Source organism: Microcoleus sp. POL10_C6 (assembly GCF_036701585.1).
Taxonomy (GTDB): Bacteria; Cyanobacteriota; Cyanobacteriia; order Cyanobacteriales; family Microcoleaceae; genus Microcoleus.
This window is the reverse complement of the sequence record NZ_JAUBRB010000016.1, coordinates 101878-122985: the sequence shown is the minus strand read 5'-3', so window position 1 is coordinate 122985 and position 21108 is coordinate 101878. Positions and strand designations below refer to the sequence as shown.

The 21108-nt window shown below is 46.8% G+C and carries 13 protein-coding genes; 2 read left to right on the top strand and 11 right to left on the bottom strand.

The features are described from left to right. The 9 genes from QUA34_RS11525 to QUA34_RS11485 form a co-directional block, all read right to left on the bottom strand. Positions 1-3575, bottom strand: a 3575-nt coding sequence (locus tag QUA34_RS11525) for a DUF4347 domain-containing protein (RefSeq protein WP_333386662.1), incomplete at its 3' end; no start/stop codon positions are given. A 291-nt stretch (positions 3576-3866) separates the two neighbouring features. Then, the gene (locus tag QUA34_RS11520; RefSeq protein WP_333386659.1) at positions 3867-4700 is read right to left on the bottom strand and encodes a sulfotransferase; all 834 of its coding nucleotides are present in this window, start codon (positions 4698-4700) and stop codon (positions 3867-3869) included. Positions 4701-4977: 277 nt separating this feature from the next. Continuing rightward, positions 4978-5877: an ABC transporter ATP-binding protein gene (locus QUA34_RS11515; protein ID WP_333386655.1), complete on the bottom strand. Its 900-nt coding sequence runs from the start codon at positions 5875-5877 to the stop codon at positions 4978-4980. A 126-nt stretch (positions 5878-6003) separates the two neighbouring features. Then, the gene (locus QUA34_RS11510; protein WP_333386652.1) at positions 6004-6777 is read right to left on the bottom strand and encodes an ABC transporter permease; all 774 of its coding nucleotides are present in this window, start codon (positions 6775-6777) and stop codon (positions 6004-6006) included. Positions 6778-7047: 270 nt separating this feature from the next. Then, positions 7048-8112, bottom strand: coding sequence for a hypothetical protein (locus QUA34_RS11505; RefSeq protein ID WP_333386649.1), 1065 nt, complete (start codon positions 8110-8112; stop codon positions 7048-7050). Positions 8113-8223: 111 nt separating this feature from the next. Continuing rightward, positions 8224-9396, bottom strand: coding sequence for an RNA-guided endonuclease TnpB family protein (locus QUA34_RS11500; protein WP_333386646.1), 1173 nt, complete (start codon positions 9394-9396; stop codon positions 8224-8226). A 326-nt stretch (positions 9397-9722) separates the two neighbouring features. Continuing rightward, complete coding sequence (locus QUA34_RS11495; RefSeq protein ID WP_333325481.1) at positions 9723-10469, bottom strand: hypothetical protein; 747 nt, start codon at positions 10467-10469, stop codon at positions 9723-9725. Between the two features lie 208 nt (positions 10470-10677). After that, positions 10678-11703, bottom strand: coding sequence for an ABC transporter permease (locus QUA34_RS11490; protein ID WP_333325476.1), 1026 nt, complete (start codon positions 11701-11703; stop codon positions 10678-10680). A gap of 222 nt (positions 11704-11925) precedes the next feature. Beyond that, positions 11926-12270 carry a hypothetical protein gene (locus QUA34_RS11485; RefSeq protein ID WP_333386643.1) on the bottom strand — a complete coding sequence of 115 codons (345 nt, stop codon included), beginning with the start codon at positions 12268-12270 and terminating at the stop codon, positions 11926-11928. A 622-nt stretch (positions 12271-12892) separates the two neighbouring features. Between QUA34_RS11485 and QUA34_RS11480 the strand changes: the two genes are divergently transcribed. Next, positions 12893-16306 carry a PAS domain S-box protein gene (locus QUA34_RS11480; RefSeq protein ID WP_333386675.1) on the top strand — a complete coding sequence of 1138 codons (3414 nt, stop codon included), beginning with the start codon at positions 12893-12895 and terminating at the stop codon, positions 16304-16306. 55 nt (positions 16307-16361) lie between these two features. On the opposite strand, the gene QUA34_RS11475 is transcribed toward QUA34_RS11480, so the two are convergent. Further along, the gene (locus QUA34_RS11475; RefSeq protein WP_333386640.1) at positions 16362-17429 is read right to left on the bottom strand and encodes an ABC transporter permease; all 1068 of its coding nucleotides are present in this window, start codon (positions 17427-17429) and stop codon (positions 16362-16364) included. Positions 17430-17591: 162 nt separating this feature from the next. Continuing rightward, positions 17592-18725, bottom strand: a complete 1134-nt coding sequence (locus QUA34_RS11470) for an AI-2E family transporter (RefSeq protein ID WP_333386637.1) — start codon at positions 18723-18725, stop codon at positions 17592-17594. Positions 18726-19136: 411 nt separating this feature from the next. Here QUA34_RS11470 and QUA34_RS11465 point away from each other — a divergent pair, with 411 nt between their 5' ends. Next, complete coding sequence (locus QUA34_RS11465) at positions 19137-20930, top strand: efflux RND transporter periplasmic adaptor subunit (protein ID WP_333386634.1); 1794 nt, start codon at positions 19137-19139, stop codon at positions 20928-20930. The last annotated feature ends 178 nt before the right edge of the window (positions 20931-21108 follow it).

Sequence of the window (21108 nt, the reverse complement as noted above, 5' to 3'; positions counted from 1 at the left end):
TCTGTACCCGTTGGTGTTCCCGCTGTGCCGGTTGGTGTATCTGTACCCGTTGGTGTTCCCGCTGTACCCGTTGGTGTATCTGTACCCGTTGGTGTTCCCGCTGTGCCGGTTGGTGTATCTGTACCCGTTGGTGTTCCCGCTGTACCCGTTGGTGTATCTGTACCCGTTGGTGTTCCCGCTGTGCCGGTTGGTGTATCTGTACCCGTTGGTGTTCCCGCTGTACCCGTTGGTGTTCCCGCTGTGCCAGTTGATGTTCCTGCTGTGCCCGTTGGTGTATCTGTGCCCGTTGGTGTATCTGTCGCAACCGATGCCGCAACATTAACGTTAAAAGTCCCTAAACTACTAGCAACAGCAAGATTGCCAAGTCCATCTTTAACCTCACTTCCTTGCAAGTTAACTGTGTAAATTCCATTGTCAGTATTATCCCAACTTCCGCCTGGGGGAACAAAGGAATAAGTGGCTGTCCGAGGCGTACCATTACTATTAGTATCGACACTGACAAACGTAGCAGGAATAGCGCCGCCTGACCCATTTATCAAAACATCAGAACTATCCAAGCTTGAAACATCGAGAACATTATTATCGCTGAAAGTGACAGTCAAAGTTTGACTGGTTCCTCCCGCTACCGTCACATCAGCAACAGCATTTAAACTAGCAGTCGGCGGAGTTTTGTCAATCTCATAAACTTGTCCCGTTAAGTTACCATTGCCAGCAGTTGCACCGCCTAATGCCACTCCCAAGCTGTTTTTGATGCTGTCATCATCAAGTAAATTTAACCCAATTGTACCGCTGTCGGTACCTGTGTTAACTTCGAGTTGGTAAGTCTTAGCATCAACAGCAGTTAAAATGCCAATGGATGCACCAGTTACACCATTTGGGACTAAAGTAAAGTCAGAAACGTCAACACCGGTAACATCTTCAGAAAAATTAATGGAGTAGGTAGCAGTAGCCGCAGCAGTGGGAGATGTCGCAAGGCGGTTGATAGATGTAACTGTGGGGAAGGTGTTGTTATAAGCAACGGTATTATCTGTACTTGTACTGGCAGTATTGTTATTGCCTGCTGTATCAGTAACGCCGTTAGCTTTGATGCTGGCAATTACATTGCCGTTACCTGTCTGGCCGTTGACGGCGATGTTGTAAACAGGGCCGCTACCTGTGATTGTTGGTGTTAATGTTCCTGTTGCTGTACTTGCCGTTAAGTCGATATCGCTGGCATCAAAACCTTGGACTGGTTCGCTAAATGTGACGGTAAAGTTGATAGGTGAAGTGGCAGTCGGATCGGTTTGTGCTGCTGCTTGATTTATAGTGACTGTGGGTGCAAGAGTGTCAATTACTATTGCTTTATTCGCACCCAAAGAGTTAGCTGCTGCGGGTGCAGGCAAGGTGATTGTGGCATCGTTGCTAGCAGCACCTTTAATGGTGCCACCGTTGAGGGAGAGGGCTGCTGTTGAGAGATAATCTAGGTCTGCACTGGTGTTGCCGGAGGCTACGGTGTAGTTGAAGGTGAGGGTGTTAGTACCGCTACCAGAGGCATAATTGATGGCGGTTCCTGCACCTCCTGTGGCTAAAGTTAGTTGTGGTGTGCCAACAACGTTGACGTTTTCGCTGAATGTTACCGTAATTGGGATGACTTGACCGACAGTATAAGTGCCGTCAGTTAAAGTTGAGGTGATGCTGGTGACTGTGGGTGCAAGAGCGTCAAGAATCGTACCGTAAACATCGTTATTGTCTTGGTTATTGCCGACACCGTTGGCGGAGGTAAAAGCAGCGGGAGTGCCAGCGTGGTTGATTGCGGTGTTGGTGGTGAAAGTTGCTCCCAATGACGTGACAGTAGGTAGCGCGGTGGGCATTCCCTGATTGTTGCCATTGGTGTTGGTGAGAGAACGCATGGCAAAAATTGCCCCACCTTTGCCTTGACCGCCTGTGCCACCCGTACCGCCTATAGCAGCGTTGTTGGTAAATGTGGTGCTGTTAAGGATGAGAGTACCTTGACGGATGAATACTGCACCCCCCATGCCCGCGCCGCCGAAGCCGCCGCCGCCGCCGAAGTCGCCGCCGAAGCCGAAGCCGCCCAAGCCGCCGCCGTAGCCGCCCAAGCCGCCGTTGCCGTTGCCGTCGCGGAAGTTGGCGTTGCTGTTGCCGCCCCCGCCGAAGCCGCCGTTGCCGTTGCCGCCCCCGCCGCCGAAGCCGCCGTTGCCGCCCAAGCCGTTGCCGCCACCACCGCCGTCGAATCCGTAGCCGTTGCCGCCGCCGCCGCCGTCGCCGTAGCCGCCGCCGCCGCCGAAGCCGCCGCCGCCGCCGTTGCCGTTGCCGCCCAAGCCGCCGTTGCCGCCGTTGCGGCCGAAGCCGCCGAAGCCGCCGTTGCCGTTGCCGCCGTTGCCGCCGAAGCCGCCGAAGCCGCCGAAGCCGTTGCCGCCCAAGCCGCCGTTGCCACCGTTGCCGCCGCCGCCGTAGCCGCCGTTGCCGTTGCCACCGTTGCCACCGTTGCCACCGTTGCCACCGTTGCCGTTGGTGCCGTTGGTGCCGTTGGTGCCGTTGGTGCCGTTGGTGCCGTTGCCGTTGGCACCCTTATTAGCCGGATTGACAGGCACAAAATTAGCGCTGCCACCTCTGTGACCGCGACCTCTGATACCATTTCCGCCAATGGCAGAGTTAGTATCAAAGGTGACAGAATTCAGGCTGACTGTGCCGTTATAAACAAACAAGCCACCCCCCATACCTGCGCCCCCACCACTACCATCTCCGCCCTGGGCACGCCCCCCCCTCATAATCATGTTGGTGAAACTGACGGTTCCAGACTTCACAAAGAAGAGGCGAACGTCACCCCTATCATTAGTGCTATTGTTATTGGCATCTCCGCTGACGATGAAACCGCCACCAATAAAAGCAATATTGCTGTCGATTAGCTGATTCGGAGTCTGTGTAAACCTGACACCTGTGGTGAGGGTAATGGTGTCATCCCCTGATGCGGCATTCGCATCTAAAATTGCTTTGCTTAATGTGCCTGCTACAGTGCCGGTGCCGTCATCGGTTCCCACTGTGACATCAAAATTCGCCAGTGTATACTCATAATCTTCCATCGCCTCCTGATTAAACGGCACGGCCGACTCAATCTGGCCCGTTACTATTTCTAAATCCCAGTCGCCCCCTTTAGCTGCATTTCCCGTCAAGTCGTTAGAGGCTGCGACATCTGCACCTGTGAGTTCACTCAATCGCTTGACAAAATTATTGCCACTTTCTCCGGCGGCTACATCGCATCCATAAAGTAGGATATCTCCGTTCTCTGTCAGAGCATTTCCCCACTGTTTTAGCTGAGTGTTGAAATTTTCGAGGTCATTCCCATTGAGTACGTCTGCACCGAGTTTTAAACTACCTTGGTTGCCGTGAGAAACTACATGAACAGCTTCAATGCCACTTTCACTAGCCAGTGCTTGGGTAATTTGTTCAATGCCACTACGCTTGTCATCTAAAATGACTATTTTGGCGTTAGCATCTGCGTCCTCTATCAAGTTTTGATAATTCTGTACAGAAGAGTCAACGAAAATAATTTGCTTGTGGGCGGTTGATGAGTTCATAATTGCTGCAATCCTTTATATCTGTCGTTTACATTCAAGTCCGGCAGGGGTTGAAACCCCCGCATCAAAGCTTAATCTCAAATCCGGTGGCATTTGAATTGATATTACCCACAGTCAGGACACGGCACCGTGCCAATTGGTGTCAACTTAAGCTGTGAGCCCGCCAAGTCCGCTAGTGAACCCGCAAGTCCGCCAGGGAATGAATTCCCTGTCTAATAGCGAAAGTCCTCTTAAGAGGACTAATGAGTTTTTCAGTCCTCTTAAGAGGACTTTCGCTTTGAGGCAGGGGTTTCAACCCCTGCCGGACTGTGGCTTCGCGACAATAGCGCTGGCACAACTATTTGTTGCCTCTGTCCAAAAAGATAAGCCATCAAATCGCTCAAACAAGTCTGGCGGTAAAATAGTTTTTCTCGGTTTAAACTCGACTTGAGAACGCACTTGATGTAACCCTTGTGTTTTCAGCTTATTATCAAATTCGGGCTCTTGATATTGAACATTGTCGAAATCATGCTCAAAAGGCTCTTCGCCGAGAAATTGATAAATCAGCGACATGGTTTTAGCCGGTCCTTTGGTTAATAAATCATAATCTACCAGTAGAAGGGCTCCACTCTGCTCGCTATAAAATGCTTCTTTAAGAGCGTTATAAGCATAACCCACTAAACGGGAACCTTGACTTAATGCCTCCGTGCGACTATAAACTGTAGCCCGTTCCGCTGGATTATTAAATAACCTGGAAACATCAAAGGCATTGCGCCGAATCAGTAACTCAATGCTATCCATAATCCAAGCAATGTTCCTGACGCAGCAGATGACTTTTGCTTCGGGAAATAGTTCCAGAATTAATGGCAATTTGCTGCACCAAAGGCGATTGGTGTCGAAAATCACTTCTTTTTCAGCTTGCGGGTGGTAATAGGCTGAAAAGATGCTCATAATCAGTGCCCGTTTTTGTTCAAAGGAAATAAACACGGAAAACTCATTATCTTCGCTCATGGCTTCCAACATTCGATCTACTAAACCTCCGACGGGTGAAGTCATGGCAGCATGAAAGCGGGGATTTTGCCGGAGTAATGCTGCGAGTAAAGTAGAACCCGATCGGGGTAGTCCTGATATGAAGTGAGGTTTCACTGGCTTCGCGCTGGAATGGCTTTGTACAATTTAGAGGCAAGCTAAGAGTATCATTCTAATGACATACCTTTTATAAGATATTTTTATTTAATATTTCGCAACACAACATCAAGGTTTACGATATCTTTACAATCTAGACATCGTAACTTTACTTTTGCTATCTGTATCATGGATTGGGGCCTCTGTCAGTCGGAAAAGTCAGATCTTGGCCATAAGTACAGAATTACTTTGAAAATTTAACCGCAGATGGTGGCGGATGTACGCGGATGAACGCAGATTAGGATACAGTTTGTTTCGTTACTTCGACATAAATATGTTCTAACCGCACCGGATACCGAGCGATTGAATCAATAGAAATCCCATCGAACAGCAAAATAATCTCTTTTAATTCTAAACGTTCCGGCAGCCAAAAAGCTAAATCGCTACCGTAGCGGCGGGGGATAAAACTGTATTGTTTAGCGCGGGCGATGACTTCAGCTTCTTCGTCGGTTTTTACTACGATAATTTCTTGAGCAGGAATCAGTTTTTGCAGCTCTTCTAGACTGCCCTCAGCGACAATACTGCCATTTTTCAGAATCCCGATTTTCTGACAAAGACGCTCAGCTTCATCCAACAAGTGAGTTGTCAGCAAAATTGTAATTCCTTCCGATTGCAATCGCTGAATTAACTCCCAAATTTCATAGCGAGCCTCAATATCTAAACCCGTTGTGGGTTCATCTAAAATTACTAATTTAGGCTGGTGTACCAATGCTACCGCAATATTCAAGCGGCGCTGCATTCCTCCGCTCAAAGTTTCCACGGGGCTTGTAGCTCTATCTGTCAAATTTACTGCTTTCAAACAGTGTCTTACTTGATAGCGGCGCTGCTTGCGCTCTAAGCCGTAAATTTGAGCAAAAAAGTTGAGGTTTTCTTCGCAGCTAAGGCTTTTGTAAAGCAAATTTTCTTGAGGCGCTACCCCTATTAACAATTTTGTAGAGTCAGAAACAGGTTCGCCATTGATAGAAACTTGACCGCTGTCTGCATTTAGCAAATTGCATAAAATATTGATAGTTGTAGTTTTGCCCGCCCCGTTCGGCCCCAGTAAACCGTAAATTTCTCCAGCTTGAATGTGCAGTGTTAAATCTTTAAGCACTGAACGCTCGCCATAGGACTTATTTAACCTTTCAATTTGCAGCACTGCTTTAATTCTCCGTATTATTTTATATATTTACGGTTGTTTCTGAACGATTAAACCGCAGAGAGCGCAGAGGGCGCAGAGTCTCCAGAAGAGAGAGATGAATAATTACGACATAATGAGATAGTTTTAAAGTCTTCTTTCTACTCTCAGCATCCTGCGGTAAGAAAGCCATCCACCTGCAATCATGGCAAGAGAAAATATGAATAAATACCAGAAGTGTTCGGAAATCTCAGCCAAATCTTTGCCGTCAGCCCACACGCCCATCAGCGCTTCGTTCATGTGATAAATTGGATTGTACTGGGCGAGTTCCAGCAAACTTTTGGGAAACAGCGAAGTAGGTAAAAATGCGCCTCCTAAAATCAATAAGGGGACGCCGAAAGCTGCTACTAGGGAGTTGACATCTTCAGTGCGCCTCGCAAACTGGGTGCCAAGAATAAAGCCTACACCTACATAAGATACAATACTGAGTAAAATAATCGCACATCCTAACAGGATTGAGCCTTGGAATTGTGCTCCTAAACAAGAGGCGATCGTGTATACTAAAATTACCTGACCGATGCCGATGCAACTGTGGGCCAGGAAAATTCCTAAAAAGTAGGAAGTGCCACTCAGCGGGGAAATAAACAAGCGTTTGAGGGTATGCTGTTCTCGCTCTGCTACTACTGTTGCTACGCTACCACCGAGACAGCTAAAAAATAAAGCCGCTCCTACTAAGCTTGCAGGTGCAGCAGTTTCAAAGGCTTTTGCTGTGGTGAGATTAGCGCGTTCTTGTAAAATCAAAGCGTTAATTAGCAAGATAGAAACTGGAAAAATACTCCACAAGATTAAGCTGCGTCGTCGCCTTCCCAATTCAATTAAAATTCGCTGCGCTACAGCGAGGGTTTCGTACCAGTATTTCATAAGAAATCTATTAGTATTGTTATAATTGGGAATTGGTAATGATGCCACCGCATATCATACCATAGAGATGCCAATAATTTAACTCTCAATAAAAAACCCGCCGACGCGGGTTTGGATTTTAGGGGGATAGGTTTTAACAACAGTTAAAAAAAAGAACGGAACAGTAACAACTTCTCAACCCATATCGCATCACTTATTCCCAATTCTTTAAGCGAAAATCGAAAATCTAAAATCGAAAATTGTATAACTTGTCGCGGTTTCTTGCTGCTCTCAATTAATACTAAAGTTCTTACCTCTGTAGCATCCTTGAAAAGAAGTTAAACTGGTGCGGTTTTTCTGTTCCAATTTAGTCACGAGGGAAGAAGTATTGCTACTTTCAGGGGTAGCACCCCACTTGTAGATAAAGTCGCCGAGATTGTCTCCGGTTTCTTCGTAGCTGTGCTCTTCAATTGGAATTCCCGAAACCCCTGAAACAGTTTGGTTGTGGTATCCGTTAACGATGATTTTTTCGATAACTGCGCCCGGTTCTGCGGTAATGTTCCATTGCACCGGTTCGTAGGCTGAAAGTGCGAGAGTTATGGGTTTGTTTCGGCGTTCTACCTTAACTTCGATCCTCTCCGAGGGCTTCGCTAACGCCCTTTGTGATAAATCTCGGTTCTTATGATCCGCGTTAGCTTCGTAAACGCCTATTAAATGAAGTTCTTTGTTTCCGCTTGAGGAACCGATATAAGCTGAAAAATCGTCGGAACCACCAAGCCCGCAGTTGGCGCCAGAACTAATTGGGGAAATAAAAGCAGCTTTTTCGGCGAGTTTCTGCTGCACCGCCGGCACTACCCACAATCCGGTTCCGATGCCTAAAGCACCTATCAAACCGGCGGCGATACCGAAAGGAAGGGCATTTGTCAGGTGGCGAACAACTGGTTTGGTTGTTAGTTGAGATAGCGTTTGCTGCCAATTTTCACCAGTTTGTCGATCGGCATTCCCGCCATCGAGACAGGCCAATAAACCTAAACTTTCCGGCTGTTCGAGCAGACTTTGAACAGTTTTCCCTTCGCCGACGTAGAGATTTCTAGTTTCTGTGTCTAAAAGCAGCCAGTAGCGATCGCCCTCGCCGAGGTTGTACTCTTGTACCACAGGATCGACTAAATCGTGCTGCAAAAACACCAGCCAAGCCATATTATTGCCAGTGCCGACTGTTTTGCCGTCGCTGGAAATAAGTTGGTCGATGTCGGGTTCCCAGCGCCAAGCTACCCAGCGACTATCTCCTCGATAGCCCAGGGATTTTTCTAGTTGCGGATGAGCGGTTATTTGTAAGCGTTGAACTAAGTTTGACACTCTTATGTCCTCCTCAAGTGCGATCGGCTCTAGAGCAATTTTGTGGCAATTTAAAACAAATATTTTGCTCTTGACATCCTCCCGGCCGTGAACGACGGGGATTCCTAAACCTCACGATTTAGGTTTCTGTTTCTTAGCAGTCGCCTTCACAGATTTACTCTGTTGGGGTCTTACACTCGCTCCACAGACTGACACCGCAAGCCCTGCGGCCAAAATGTTTTTACTCGCGTTAATGTCACGGTCATGGTGAGTTCCGCACTCTGGACATTCCCATTCTCTAACACTTAACGGCAATTCACGGGCAATATGCCCACAATTACTGCACCGCTTAGAACTAGGAAACCATCTATCTATCTCAATATAGGTTCTCCCATACCAACGGCATTTGTAAGCTAATTGACGGGTTATTTCTCCCCAACTTACATCTGATATAGATTGGGCTAAATTGGGATTTTTGACCAGGTTTTTCACCGCTAAATTCTCAACTACAATCGTTTGGTTTTCACGAACTAATTGAGTCGTTAGCTTATGTAAATGGTCTTTTCTGCTATCGGTTATTTGAGCGTGAACCTTAGCTACCTTAATTCTTGCTTTTTCTCTATTTTTTGACCCTTTCTGTTTGCGATCAAGAGTTTTTTGGACTTTACGCAATCTTCGGTAATGTTTCTTAAAGTGTTTAGGATTAGCGACTTTATCCCCGTCGCTAGTAATCATAAGACTACTAATTCCTAAGTCAATTCCTATCACTTTGTCGCTAACAGGTAAGGGTTTAATAGTTGGATCATCAAATCTAATTGAGATATGCCAACGTCCTGATGGATGTAATCTAACCGTTACCGTACTAGGTTCACAATATGAGGGTATTTGTCTTGACCATCGAATAGGTAAAGGGTCTAAACATTTAGCTAAATAAATTTGTCCGTTTTTAAAATTAAAAGCAGACTTGATAAATTCTACACTTCCTCCTTGATGTTTTTTCTTAAAGTTAGGATACCTAGCACTACCAGCAAAGAAATTAGTAAAAGCTGTTTGTAAATGTCTCAAGCCTTGCTGTAAAGGAACACAACTAACTTCATTTAAAAAGTCTAATTCTTCTTGCTTTTTCCAAGACGTTAACATTGAGGAAGTTTGACTGTATCCTATTCTTTCTTGCCTTTCGTACCATGCTTGAGTTCTTTCGTGGAGAGCTTTATTGTAAACCAATCTTACACAGCCGACGGTACGCCGCAATAGCGACTCTTGTTCTGGCGTTGGGTAAAATCGGTAACTGTGAGCTTTTTCCATACCTCACATTTTAGCATATATTTGGTGAAATGTTAAAATTAAATACTAAAGCCGTCCTCGAACGACGAGGTTTGGGACCCCAAATTTTCGATGACTGCTTCTACCTGGTTGTCCAGTTTTAAAAGAGTGCTTGGCTAATAGCGTCTACAAGTTCTTAGCTTAACTTTTATTTTGCTACTCTGCTACAAAATATGCCGATCACACCTGACATCAATATTAAGCAGGCAAATAAATATTCCGGCTTTCTCGCGGGTGAACAATCCCTGAAAAAGAGACGGTTTTAGAGAAACCCGGTTTCTGTGATGAAAGTTCTGACACTTCGCCGATTATTGGCGGGGGCCATCAATCGCATCTCTAGTCGGTGCAAGGCCTCCGGGGCTAAAGGAACTCGGCGGCACTCTCGGAAGATTGAGATTGGGATTGGGAACTAAATCGCTGTTGCTATCACCAGCATTTCCACCCGTGGGAGACGCACTATTATTGGGATTGGTACTCGGTGAACTTCCCGGATTGAGATTATTGGGATTGGTATTCGGCGAAGTTCCCAGATTGGGATTATTGGGAGTGGTATAGGGCGAACTTCCCGGATTGAGATTATTGGGATTGGTACTCGGTGAAGTTCCCGGATTGGCATTGGGAGTACCTGCGGGCGAAGTTCCCGGATTGGCATTGGGAGTACCTGCGGGCGAAGTTCCCGGATTGGCATTGTTGGGATTGTTGGGATTTGCCGTGCCTGTAGGAGTAGTTATCGGCGTGCCGACAGCATCTCTGGTGAGGGCGTTGGGGTTCGGGGGAGGAGGCGGAGCAGCCCCATTGGGGTTATTTGCAGGAGCATTGGCGGGGTTGCCCGCAACCGGAGCAGGGTTTTGGGGAGCAGCATTGCTGCCACACAAGCTGACTAAATCAAAAGTTGTGCCGCCTCGGGTTTCGATGAAGCAAACCGGCACATTTACATCGGGGTTTGAGGCTCTGGGAAAATCGGCTGTTCCCGGCATGGGACGGCTAAAGGCAGCTTCAGCCATCAGTGGGGTCAAGGCCGCCGATAGAGCGGCGATTGTTCGCAATAATCTCATCAGCGTTTCCTCAAATGTATAATTTTATTTTCTCCAGTATTGCCCATAAATTGCCAAGTGTCGTCACTCTAAAAGCCGATCGATCTTTTTGACAACTGCTTCTACAGGCCCACCGCTGGCTGCAATATCTCGCGCAGACAGAAAGTACAGGTAGAAAAAGGCGAAAGTGCAACAGTCGCGCATCCGTTGCCCTTCTTCCTTGATATTTTTAGTACCGAATTCGCGGGTCAACGTAAGCGTTCAAAATATCAATTACAATGCTGGCAATTACGACAATTGCCGCAAAAAACACCACAATACCTTGAACAGTTGGATAATCCCGCAAGCTAATCGCTTCGTAAAGACGATTTGCCAACCCCGGCCAAGAAAAAGTAACCTCTGTTAAAATAGCACCGCCCAACAGTGCAGCAAAAGTCAATCCTAAGACAGTAATCACCGGAATTAGTGCATTTTTCAGAGCGTGAGCCCATAAAATCTGGAATTCTGGAATGCCGCGAGCTCTAGCTGCTTCGACATAATCTGCTTGCAAAGTTTGCTTGAGATTCACCCTGACAATGCGCTCGAAAATGCCGCTCAAAAGAATCCCCAACGTCAAACTCGGAAGTGCTAAATAATGCAAAGATGTGAGAAACTGACCAGGGTTAGCGCTCAGGAGACTGTCAATAGTGTATAGTCCTGTGTAGCCTTCGGGGGCGGGGAATGTGACGGGAAAGCGAGTTCCCAAGGGAAACCATCCCAACTGCACCGCGAAAATTAATTGCAAAACCATGCCGGCCCAAAAAGCGGGCAGCGAGTAAGTGATAATGCCAAACAAACGGCCGACAGCATCGAAAATAGTGTTGGGGCGGGATGCTGCCAGGGAACCGATACTGATGCCGACAATTAAAGCTATGGCCATGCTACAAAATGCTAATTCCACTGTAGCGGGGAAATAATCTCCGATAATTTGCCACACGGTTTGTCCGCGAGTGGTGATTGAGGTTCCCAAGTCGAAGCTCAACAAGTCTTTCATGTATTTGAGATATTGCTGCCACAGGGGTGCGTCGAGGCCGAGTTGAGTTCGCATTGCTTCTTTGGCCGCTGCGGGAGCTCGTGAGCCGAGAATGGCATCTATGGGGTCGCCTGGAGTAGCCCGCAACAATAAAAATACTGCTGTGGTGATTGTCCACAACATTAGCGGTGCCAGAAGCAAGCGGAGAAAAATATAAGATTGCAGGGCTTTGGAACGAGACATAATATTTGGGAATTGAGAATTGGAAATTGAAAATAGACAGTTGACTGGATTTTACTTATATCTTGCACTATTCTCAAGAACAGGAAAGATGCCTGTTCCACAACAGATAAATTTTATTTTAAACCGTTGCTCCTCGCCCGCCATGAAAGGATGATTGAGAATGGCGGAAGATATCAGTTTTAGCGAAAAAGTCGATCGACTTTTTCGCAATTCCCGATTTTCTTATTCCCCTAGCAGCGATTCAAATGCAGCTTGCAAAGACTTGATATCGCCTACTCTGGCTACTAACAAGTTTTCGCTGCCGGCATCCTGCAGCCTGTGTCTCCAATACTGGATGCTATCGGAGTTGTTCATCCAGAAACTAATCACGGTGTCTACAACTCGATCGACATCCCAGCCGCGGTTAGGAGAAACTGTCTCTACGGATGCCACAAACGCATCGAGAGTGCACTTTCGGTTTGCCAAGTATTCTACACCGGACGGCTGCTGTTGTTGCAGCAATTCCTGCTGCTGGTTGAAAAACGTTAAAGTTGGAGATACGCCCAGGAGTTCAAATGTATAGTTCATGTCATCCTCCAGAAGTATTATTTTGCCAAAATGTACATCGTCCAAAAAAGCCAACAACGCTTTACTTGGCTGGCGTTGATGAAATGCAGATGCTTCAATTATCCTCTTTGTAGTCGAGCGGGATTTTGGCGGCTTATCTTATTAATAGCAAATTTTTCAACACCAGATTGTCACAGAATTTACATTTGTCCTTGCACGGTAGAAAAAATTAAAATTAAATATTTATTAACCCGGCGTAAGGAAGACAATGCCCACCCGGAGAAATTGAGCTTATTTTAGATTTAAAAGTTTAGATTAAAAAATTGAATAATTGGCAATGACTGATGACAAGCAGGGTGTGGATCACGGGCATAAAATTGCTTTTTTTACCGGGTGTGACGTTTTGACAGCGAGTCCCCAGAGCGATCGCCACATTCAGGCAAGTAGTGGCATGATTAATGTTACAAGTTTTTACAGTAGCGGTGGAAACCTCAGCCCTGTTTTGACTTGCCGACCACTGCACTTCACTATTTGTGTACAACCTTGTAACTTATATCGAGGATCTCTTTTAAGCGACAAAGGATACGCAAACCTGGTAGGTGTCAAAATATTGATGTTATTGAAAAGTCTGAGCATTTGTGTGATGAAAAGCTCGCCCAAGATGTCACTAAGCCTAGTTTTGTTGATACCGCTGGTGGTGCAAATCTCCGTAGCAGTCGGCGTGACTGGATGGCTTTCGTTTCGCAACGGCCAGAAAGCTGTCAATGACCTTGCTACGAGGTTAAGCTTGGAAGTTGCAGCGAGGACGAAAGAAAATTTCCGCAATTTTGGGGATGTGTCTCATTTATTCCTGCAAATGAATACTGCTGCGATCACATCTGGCAACTTAGATCCGCAAGACTTCCCCAACTTAGAGCGCTATTTGTGGAACCAGACCAAGCTGAGCGATCGAAATACAACCATCTACTACGGCGACGAACAGGGCAGATTCCTATTGCTCAAGCGAGAAGCAGAACACTTAGTATACATCAGAGACGAATCAACGGCTCCAAACCGCCAAATTTATCGCCTAGATAGCCAAGGAAATCGCACTGAGCTAATCAAAACCGTCCCCTATGACCCCCGTACTAGACCGTGGTACAAAGCTGCCAAACAGTCAGGCAAAGCCACTTGGTCTCCTATCTACACCTTCGCAGCACCGCCAGTGCTCGGCATTACGCCGGTGATGCCCATCTACAGCCAAACGGGCAGCCTGCAGGGGGTATTGGCAATTGACCTGACTCTTTCTCAAATCAGCGATTTTCTCAAAAGCATCAAAATTAGCCCGTCGGGACAAGTTTTTGCGATCGAACGCAGCGGGGAAATAGTCGCCAGTTCCACAGACGAATTGCCCTTTGTCACCGACAAAGACGGACAAAAACGGCTGTTGGCGACTAGGAGCAAAAATTTGCTAATTCGATCGTCTTCCACATACTTGCAAAAACGATTTGGTAGTTTTGAAGAAATTGACAGCAAAGGACAGTTTACCTTCGAGATAGACGGCAAACGTCAATTCATTACCGTTGTTCCCCTGCAAGACGGTCGCGGCCTCGATTGGCTGATTGTAGTCGCCATCCCGGAAGCCGACTTTATGAAGCAAATTAACGCCAACACTCGCACAACTATCTTATTGTGCTTTTTTGCCTTCGTACTGGCGATCGGACTCGGAATTTTCACCTCTCGCTGGGTTGTCAAACCGATTACCCGATTGCTACAAGCTTCCAAAGCTTTAACAAAAATGTCCGAATCATCCGGCTTCACCTCCGCAGAATTAAACGGCGAAGTCGAAGTTCAAGGAGTCAAAGAACTGGGTCTCCTAGCTCACTCTTTCAACCAAATGGCGCGACAATTGCGATCGTCTTTTGTTGCCCTAGAACAAACCAACTCTAGTTTAGAACAGCGAGTAGCAGAGCGGACTGCCGAACTCGAAGCGGCAGAAGCGGAATTGCGGGCTTTGTTTGCAGCTATGAATGAATTAATTATAGTTTTCGACGCCAGCGGTCGCTATTTAAAAATCGCGCCCACAAATCTTTCTCTGCTCTACAAACCAATCGAAGAATTAGTTGGCAAAACAGTCACAGATGTGTTTCCGCAAGCTACATCAGACAATTTTCTCAAGCACATCCGAGCAGCTTTAGATACTCAGCAAACTGTCAGCATCGAGTACGATTTAACCATTAGCGACCGCGAAGTTTGTTTTGCAGCCAGCATTTCACCGCTTTCAGCAGAATCCGTCATTGTGGTAGCCCGCGACATTACCGAACAGAAGCGAGCCGAATCAGCGCGACGCCACAGGCAAAAACAATTGCTCAAACAAAATACGGTTTTGGTAGAATTGGCAAGAAATAAAGCGCTGTATCGAGGCGATTTGCAAGTAGCTTTGAGGCAAATCACCGAAGCAGCAGCTCATACCCTACAGACAGAAAAAGCTGGCGCGTGGCTATACGATGAGAGTCGATCGAAACTGCAATGTCTCGACCAATTTAGGCGCAGCAACCACCAGCATTCCCAAGGTAATGAACTCGCAGCAGCAGACTATCCAGCTTATTTTCAAGCTTTGGAAGAACACCGGACGATCGCAGCCGAGGACGCTCTCTCAGATATTAGAACCAGAGAATTTGCCGAATCTTACTTTGCAAAAGTGGGTACTACATCAACCTTAGATGCGCCGGTGCGACTGGGAGGACAAACAGTGGGAGTCATCTGTATCGAACAAGTGGGAACTACTCGCAACTGGACATTAGAAGAACAAAATTTTGCTGCTTCCCTGGCAGATTTGGTATCATTGGCGATCGAAGCCAGCGAGCGCGATCGTACACAAAGCGCTTTGCGTCAAGCAGAACAAAAATATCGTAGCATCTTTGAAAATGCCGTCGAAGGCATTTTTCAAAGAACCCCTCAAGGCCACTTCTTGAGCGTAAATCCAGCTTTAGCCCGCATCTATGGCTACGCCACTCCCGAAGAATTAACATCAAATCTCACAAACATCAGACAGCAAGCTTACGTCAATCCTCAGCAGGGCGACAAGTTTATGCAGGTGATGGAAGAATTCGGAGAAGTTTCGGGGTTTGAGTCACAAGTTTACCGCGTTGACGGCAAGGTAATTTGGATTTCCGAAAGCGCGCGTGCAGTGTGCGACGCCAACGGCGAGGTACTTTATTATGAAGGCAGCGTCGAGGATATTAGCGATCGAAAAGTCTTTGAATCCGCCTTGCAACTCGCCCTAGAAGCAGCCGAAGCAGCTTCCACCGCAAAAAGCGCCTTTTTGGCAAACATGAGCCACGAACTGCGAACACCTCTGAATGCCATCATCGGCTACAGCGAAATGCTCCAAGAAGAAACCGCAGAATTGGGTTACGATGAACTCACCCCAGATTTAGACAAAATTCGCACTTCCGGCCGACACTTGCTATCGCTAATTAACGACATTCTCGACATTTCTAAAATCGAAGCCGGCCGCATGGATCTTTACTTAGAAACCTTCGACATCGCCGCCTTGATTGAAGAAGTAGCATCTACTGCCACGCCGCTAATTGAGAAAAACGGCAACACTCTAAACTTGGATCAAATTACGAATATCGGCACGATGCACGGTGACATTACCAAAGTGCAGCAGATTTTATTAAATTTGCTGAGCAATGCCGCCAAATTCACTCAAAACGGTACAATTACCCTCACAGCCAGCCGAGAAAAATTTGCGCGCGACAGCAGCGAAGCAAAACAAGAAAACACTTCTGAACCTGCGGCAAGTTCTCAATCTTCAATTGCTAGTAAAGAATTTTTAGTTGTTAATTGTACAGATACAGGAATTGGGATGACTCCCGACCAGTTGCAGCACATTTTCCAACCCTTTACCCAAGCCGACGCTTCCACCACCCGCAAGTACGGTGGCACCGGTTTGGGACTGGCAATCAGCCAGCGTTTTTGCCTCATGATGGGCGGCAATATTTCAGTAAAAAGTCAGGAGGGTGTTGGTTCTACTTTTACCATTCGCTTACCTGTTAATCCGCCCAATTAGGGGGCGTAACTGTTACACCTGCTCTCCCTGGGAACTAGAAATTAATAACTCCCAATTACCTTTGAATGCTTCTCGGATCGAGAGCATCCCGCAACCCATCCCCCAATAAATTAAACGCCAAAACAGTCAAAATAATCAGTATCGCCGGAGGCCAAACCAACCAAGGCTGCAACACTAAAATCGAAGCATTAGTAGACAGGGATAGTAAATTTCCCCAAGAAGGATCTGGCTGTTGAATTCCCAAGCCAATTAAACTCAAAACCGACTCCGCCACAATAAAACCCGGAACAGCCAAAGTAGCAGAAATAATTACATAAGTAGCAGTTTGTGGCAACACGTGGCGGACAATAATATAAATTGGATTAGCGCCCATTGCCCGCGCCGCTTGCACAAATTCTCGTTGTTTAATTGACAGTACCTGACCGCGAATTACCCGCGCCAAACCCGCCCAATTGATAAATGAAGTAATCAGCACAATCAATATAAATCGCTGAGCACTTGTCAATCCTGGTGGCAATACTGCTGCTAGCGCTACTAATAAATAAAGACCGGGAATCGTCATCAATACTTCGGCGAAGCGCATTAAAATACTGTCAATCCAACTGCCGAAATAACCAGATATGCCTCCGATTAACAATCCCAATGGAAAAGAAATTGCTATTCCTACTAAACCGATGCTGAGGCTAATGCGGCTGCCGTGTACTAAGCGACTGAATTGATCGCGAGCTTGTTCGTCCGTGCCTAAAATGTTAATTTGACCTTCTCCTCTAGTACCAAACAGGTGCCTGTCTAATGGCAAAACTCCTAAAAATTTATAGGGGGAAGCTTTGACAAACAAACCGATAGCAGAGGGTTTTTGCCAGTCTACAATTACCTCACGAGCGCCGGTATTAGCATCCACTGGCCCCTGAGTAGTCGGATAAACGTGAGGCCCGATAAAGCGCCCGTCTTGGGTGCTTAAATAAATCTGAGTCGGCGGCAGCAATGAACCGTTTAATTGAGAGTCATAGGGGTCGTAAGGTGCCACAAATTCGGCAAAAAGTGCGACTGTGTAAAAAATTAACAGTAGCACGGCTCCTAACCGAGCTAGAGGATTTTTTCTAAGATTTTGCCACCATTTCATAAGTTTTGAGGTTTGAGATTTCAAGTGGGTTAGTAATCAAGACTAAAGTTCTTAAAGTTCTTTGTAGAAACTTTAGTTTTTTCTTAAGGGACTCAGCAGCCAAAAGTTAATCCCTGACTTATAAAAGTTTTCATTACTGAATTACTTACTACAAAAATTAGACTACTTTTGTTCATCTGCGACCAAGATTATTCTAGTTTCCTCTTCTGGTATTTTCCCCAATTCCTCGCCGCTAAAAGGATTGTAGAAAAACGAGCCTGTTTGGGGCGGCAATTTGGGATTGAGTACAATTTCTACTATACTTTTTACAACCCCAGTCAGCGGAATTGCCAGGATAACTCCCAACAATCCTCCCACTCTACCTCCTAAAAGCAAAGCTGTAAAAATAACTACCGGGCTCAATCCGGTGAGATTGCCCATGATTCGGGGAGCTACTAAATTATCCTTGATTTGCTGGAGACCGATCGCCACTACCAACACTTGCAGCGCCAGCCACCAATCAATAAACGCTACAATTATACTAACAGTGCCAATTCCCAAAGTTGCTCCAATAAACGGAATTATTTCCGTCAATCCTATAAACACGGCAAACAACAGAAAAAACGGAACTTGCAGCCACCAAAAAGCCAGAGTCAACGAGATGGCCATCAAGAGTCCCAGCAATAACTGTCCCGATACAAATCGCTGGAGGTTTCGCTGCAAAGTCTCTGTTAAAACATAGCGAATGTCTGGGGAAAAAATACTGGTCAAACCCTGCCAAACTCTTTGCCCGTCTAGGAGCATATAAAAGGAAATTACCACAATAAAAATCAAGTCCAAAAACCAGTTAACAGTACCGACAACTAAGCCTAAACTCGTACCGGCGAGCGCCTGCACTTGTTCCTGCACTTTCGCTGATAACTGCTGCTCCAATATTTGCACGTTAAACGGCAAATTGCGCTCGGCACTCCAGGCTTGAAATTCACCTAGCTGCAGCCGCCCCGACTCCAGCAATTCCGGCAACCTCACCCCCAACTGGCTCGCTTGGTTGAACACCGGCGGCACAATAGTTAAACCGATTACTACTACTATCACACCCGCAGTTAAATAAACCAGCCCCGCAGCTACTCCCCGTGGCAAAAATACTTGCAGTCTTTTTACTGCATAATTTAATAAAAATGCAATGAGTCCCGCTGTTACTAAAATGCTCACGAGTTCCCCAACATAACTGACAGCAGTCAGGGTAAACCATCCCGTCACTAGCACTAGCAGCCAAGTAATTAAAAACTGTTGGAGGGGAGAAAAGAGACTATTCATTTTGATTTTTTTTAAATAAAGTGGCACAAATTTTTTAGCAGATGTGCCGTATTATACAGTAAACACATGAGAGTATAGATTAGGAATAATCAGTTCAAGATTAGACTGACTTTTCTGAGCATTGATAGATAGGTGACGGCTAAGCCAGTTGGGGAGACACAATGCCAGCCCGATCGACCCCACGATCAGAAATCACGCTCATATTCAGTATGCCTCAGAGGCAGATCAAATTAAATGTCGATCGTACAAACTCGGATCAATTCGCCATTGTAAGGTGAAAGGGCACCACACTCACCCAAAAGGGGGACGCGGGACTGCTGAGGCTATCCGCTAAAATGAATCAAATATAAAAACCGCAATCTTTCTTTACAATAAAAAAACCAAAGGCTAATAGCGGCGAGAGGAACTACCGTGACCAATCAAGTTTTTTCAGAAGCGGAAGAAAAGCAACCCCTTCCCCCCGTGCAGAGCGGACGCGACAAGAACTCAGCAGTGGATGTACCTGAAAGTGGGGTCTCAGAAAACTCTCGCTGGTCATTCTCCGGTGAGGAAGATGAACGAGAAGTTGCCCTAGAATCTCCAGAAATGGAGGGGGAACAATCAGAAGTGTGGGAACCAGAAGCAACTGAAGTTGGGCCCCGTAAAGAAATCAGGTGGCCTGCCTTGTTGGCGGGCGCAGGGATTGGCGTGGCTGCAACGTTGCTAGCAGTAAACTTGACTGGGGGCAAACAGAGTTCGCGTCCCGCAGCTCCAATTCCCTCGGCAACTCAGCAGGCGACGGCTCAGACTGTGACAGTGGCGCCTGTGGAATCTGCCGAGGTGGGTGAAACTCTGGAAGCGACGGGTACCGTGGTGGCCTACGACTTGCTGCCAGTGCTGCCACAAGCCAACGGTTTGCAAATTAAGCAGGTGTTGGTGGCCGAGGGAGAGGCGGTAGAAAAAGGTCAGACGATGGCGGTTTTGGACGATTCGGTGCTACGATCGCAAATTGCCGAAGCGCTTGCGGGAGTACAATCGGCCAATTCTACGGTAGAACAAGCCCAAGCTCAGGTAGAGCAAGCCGAGTCAGCCCAACAAGAAGCCCAAGCCGGCGTTGCTCAAGCCCAAGCTGGCGTTGAAAAAGCCATCGCTGACGCAGCGCAAGCCCAAACAGGCGTCGGGCAGGCAAGGGCCGGTGTGGAACAAGCTAAAGCCGGTGTCACTCAAGCTAAAGCGGGCATTGCCTCCGCTCAGGCTAAATTAGATCAAGCTCAAAGAGAAGTAAATCGCACCCAAGATTTGGCTGCTCAGGGAGTAATTAGTCGGCAAGATTTGGAAAGGCGAAAGACGGAACGGCAGACTGCTGTTCAAGACTTGAACAAAGCTAAAGCTGACTTGAATACAGCTTTGCAAGAACAGAATAAAGCAGCGGAAGAAGTGCAATCTTCTATTGCTAAAGTAGCTACTGCGGAAGCTAATATCAGTACGGCTAGAGCGGCCCTCAGCAGCGCTCGTGCTAAAGTGAATACGGCCGGAGCGAGTGTCAGCAGTGCGAAAGCAAATGTCGGAAATAACGCAGCAAGTGTCCGCAGCAATGATGCACAAGTCAAACAGTTACAAACTCAACTAGAACAAACTATTGTTCGAGCGCCCGATAGTGGCACTGTGGCTGAAAGAATTGGTCGAGTTGGCGATGTTTCTTCGGGAAGTCAAAAACTATTTTCGATTATTCGGGGAAACAAGCTGGAACTGCAATTGAAAGTGCCGGAAACTCAGATTTCGCAAGTGCGGCCGGGAACAGCAGTGCAAATTACTTCGGATTCTGACAAGCGGATTAAGTTGTCAGGAACTGTGCGAGAAATTTCGCCGGTAGTTGACCCGCAAAATCGGCAAGCTACTGTGAAGATTGATTTGCCGGCAAGCGAGTTTTTGCGATCGGGAATGTTTTTGCGCGCATCCATTTCAACGGCAACGGCTCAAGGTTTGAAAGTCCCCGCTAAAGCTATTTTACCGCAACCTGACGGCAGTTCTATTGTTTATAAACTTGTCGGCGAGGACAAGGTGCAGGCTCAACCCGTGGAACTTGGGGAAATTTCCGGGGGTGCGGTGGGCGATTTGACTGCTGCTAAGGTGGTGGTTAAAAAAGGTTTGAAGGCGGGCGATCGGGTGGTTGTTTCGGGGACTGGTTTTCTTAAGGATGGCGCTGAGGTTAAGGTTGCTAAATAGGTTATTTAGAGTTAGGGTTATGTAAAGATTATTGCCTTTTTTTTACCGCAGATGAAGGCAGATAAACGCTGATGAACGCAGATAACCACTTTCAATATTTCGATTACGTAGGTCTACGGGCATTGCATAATTAAAGCGATGATATTGAGGTTAATCACCGCCTGATAGTGGATCTACT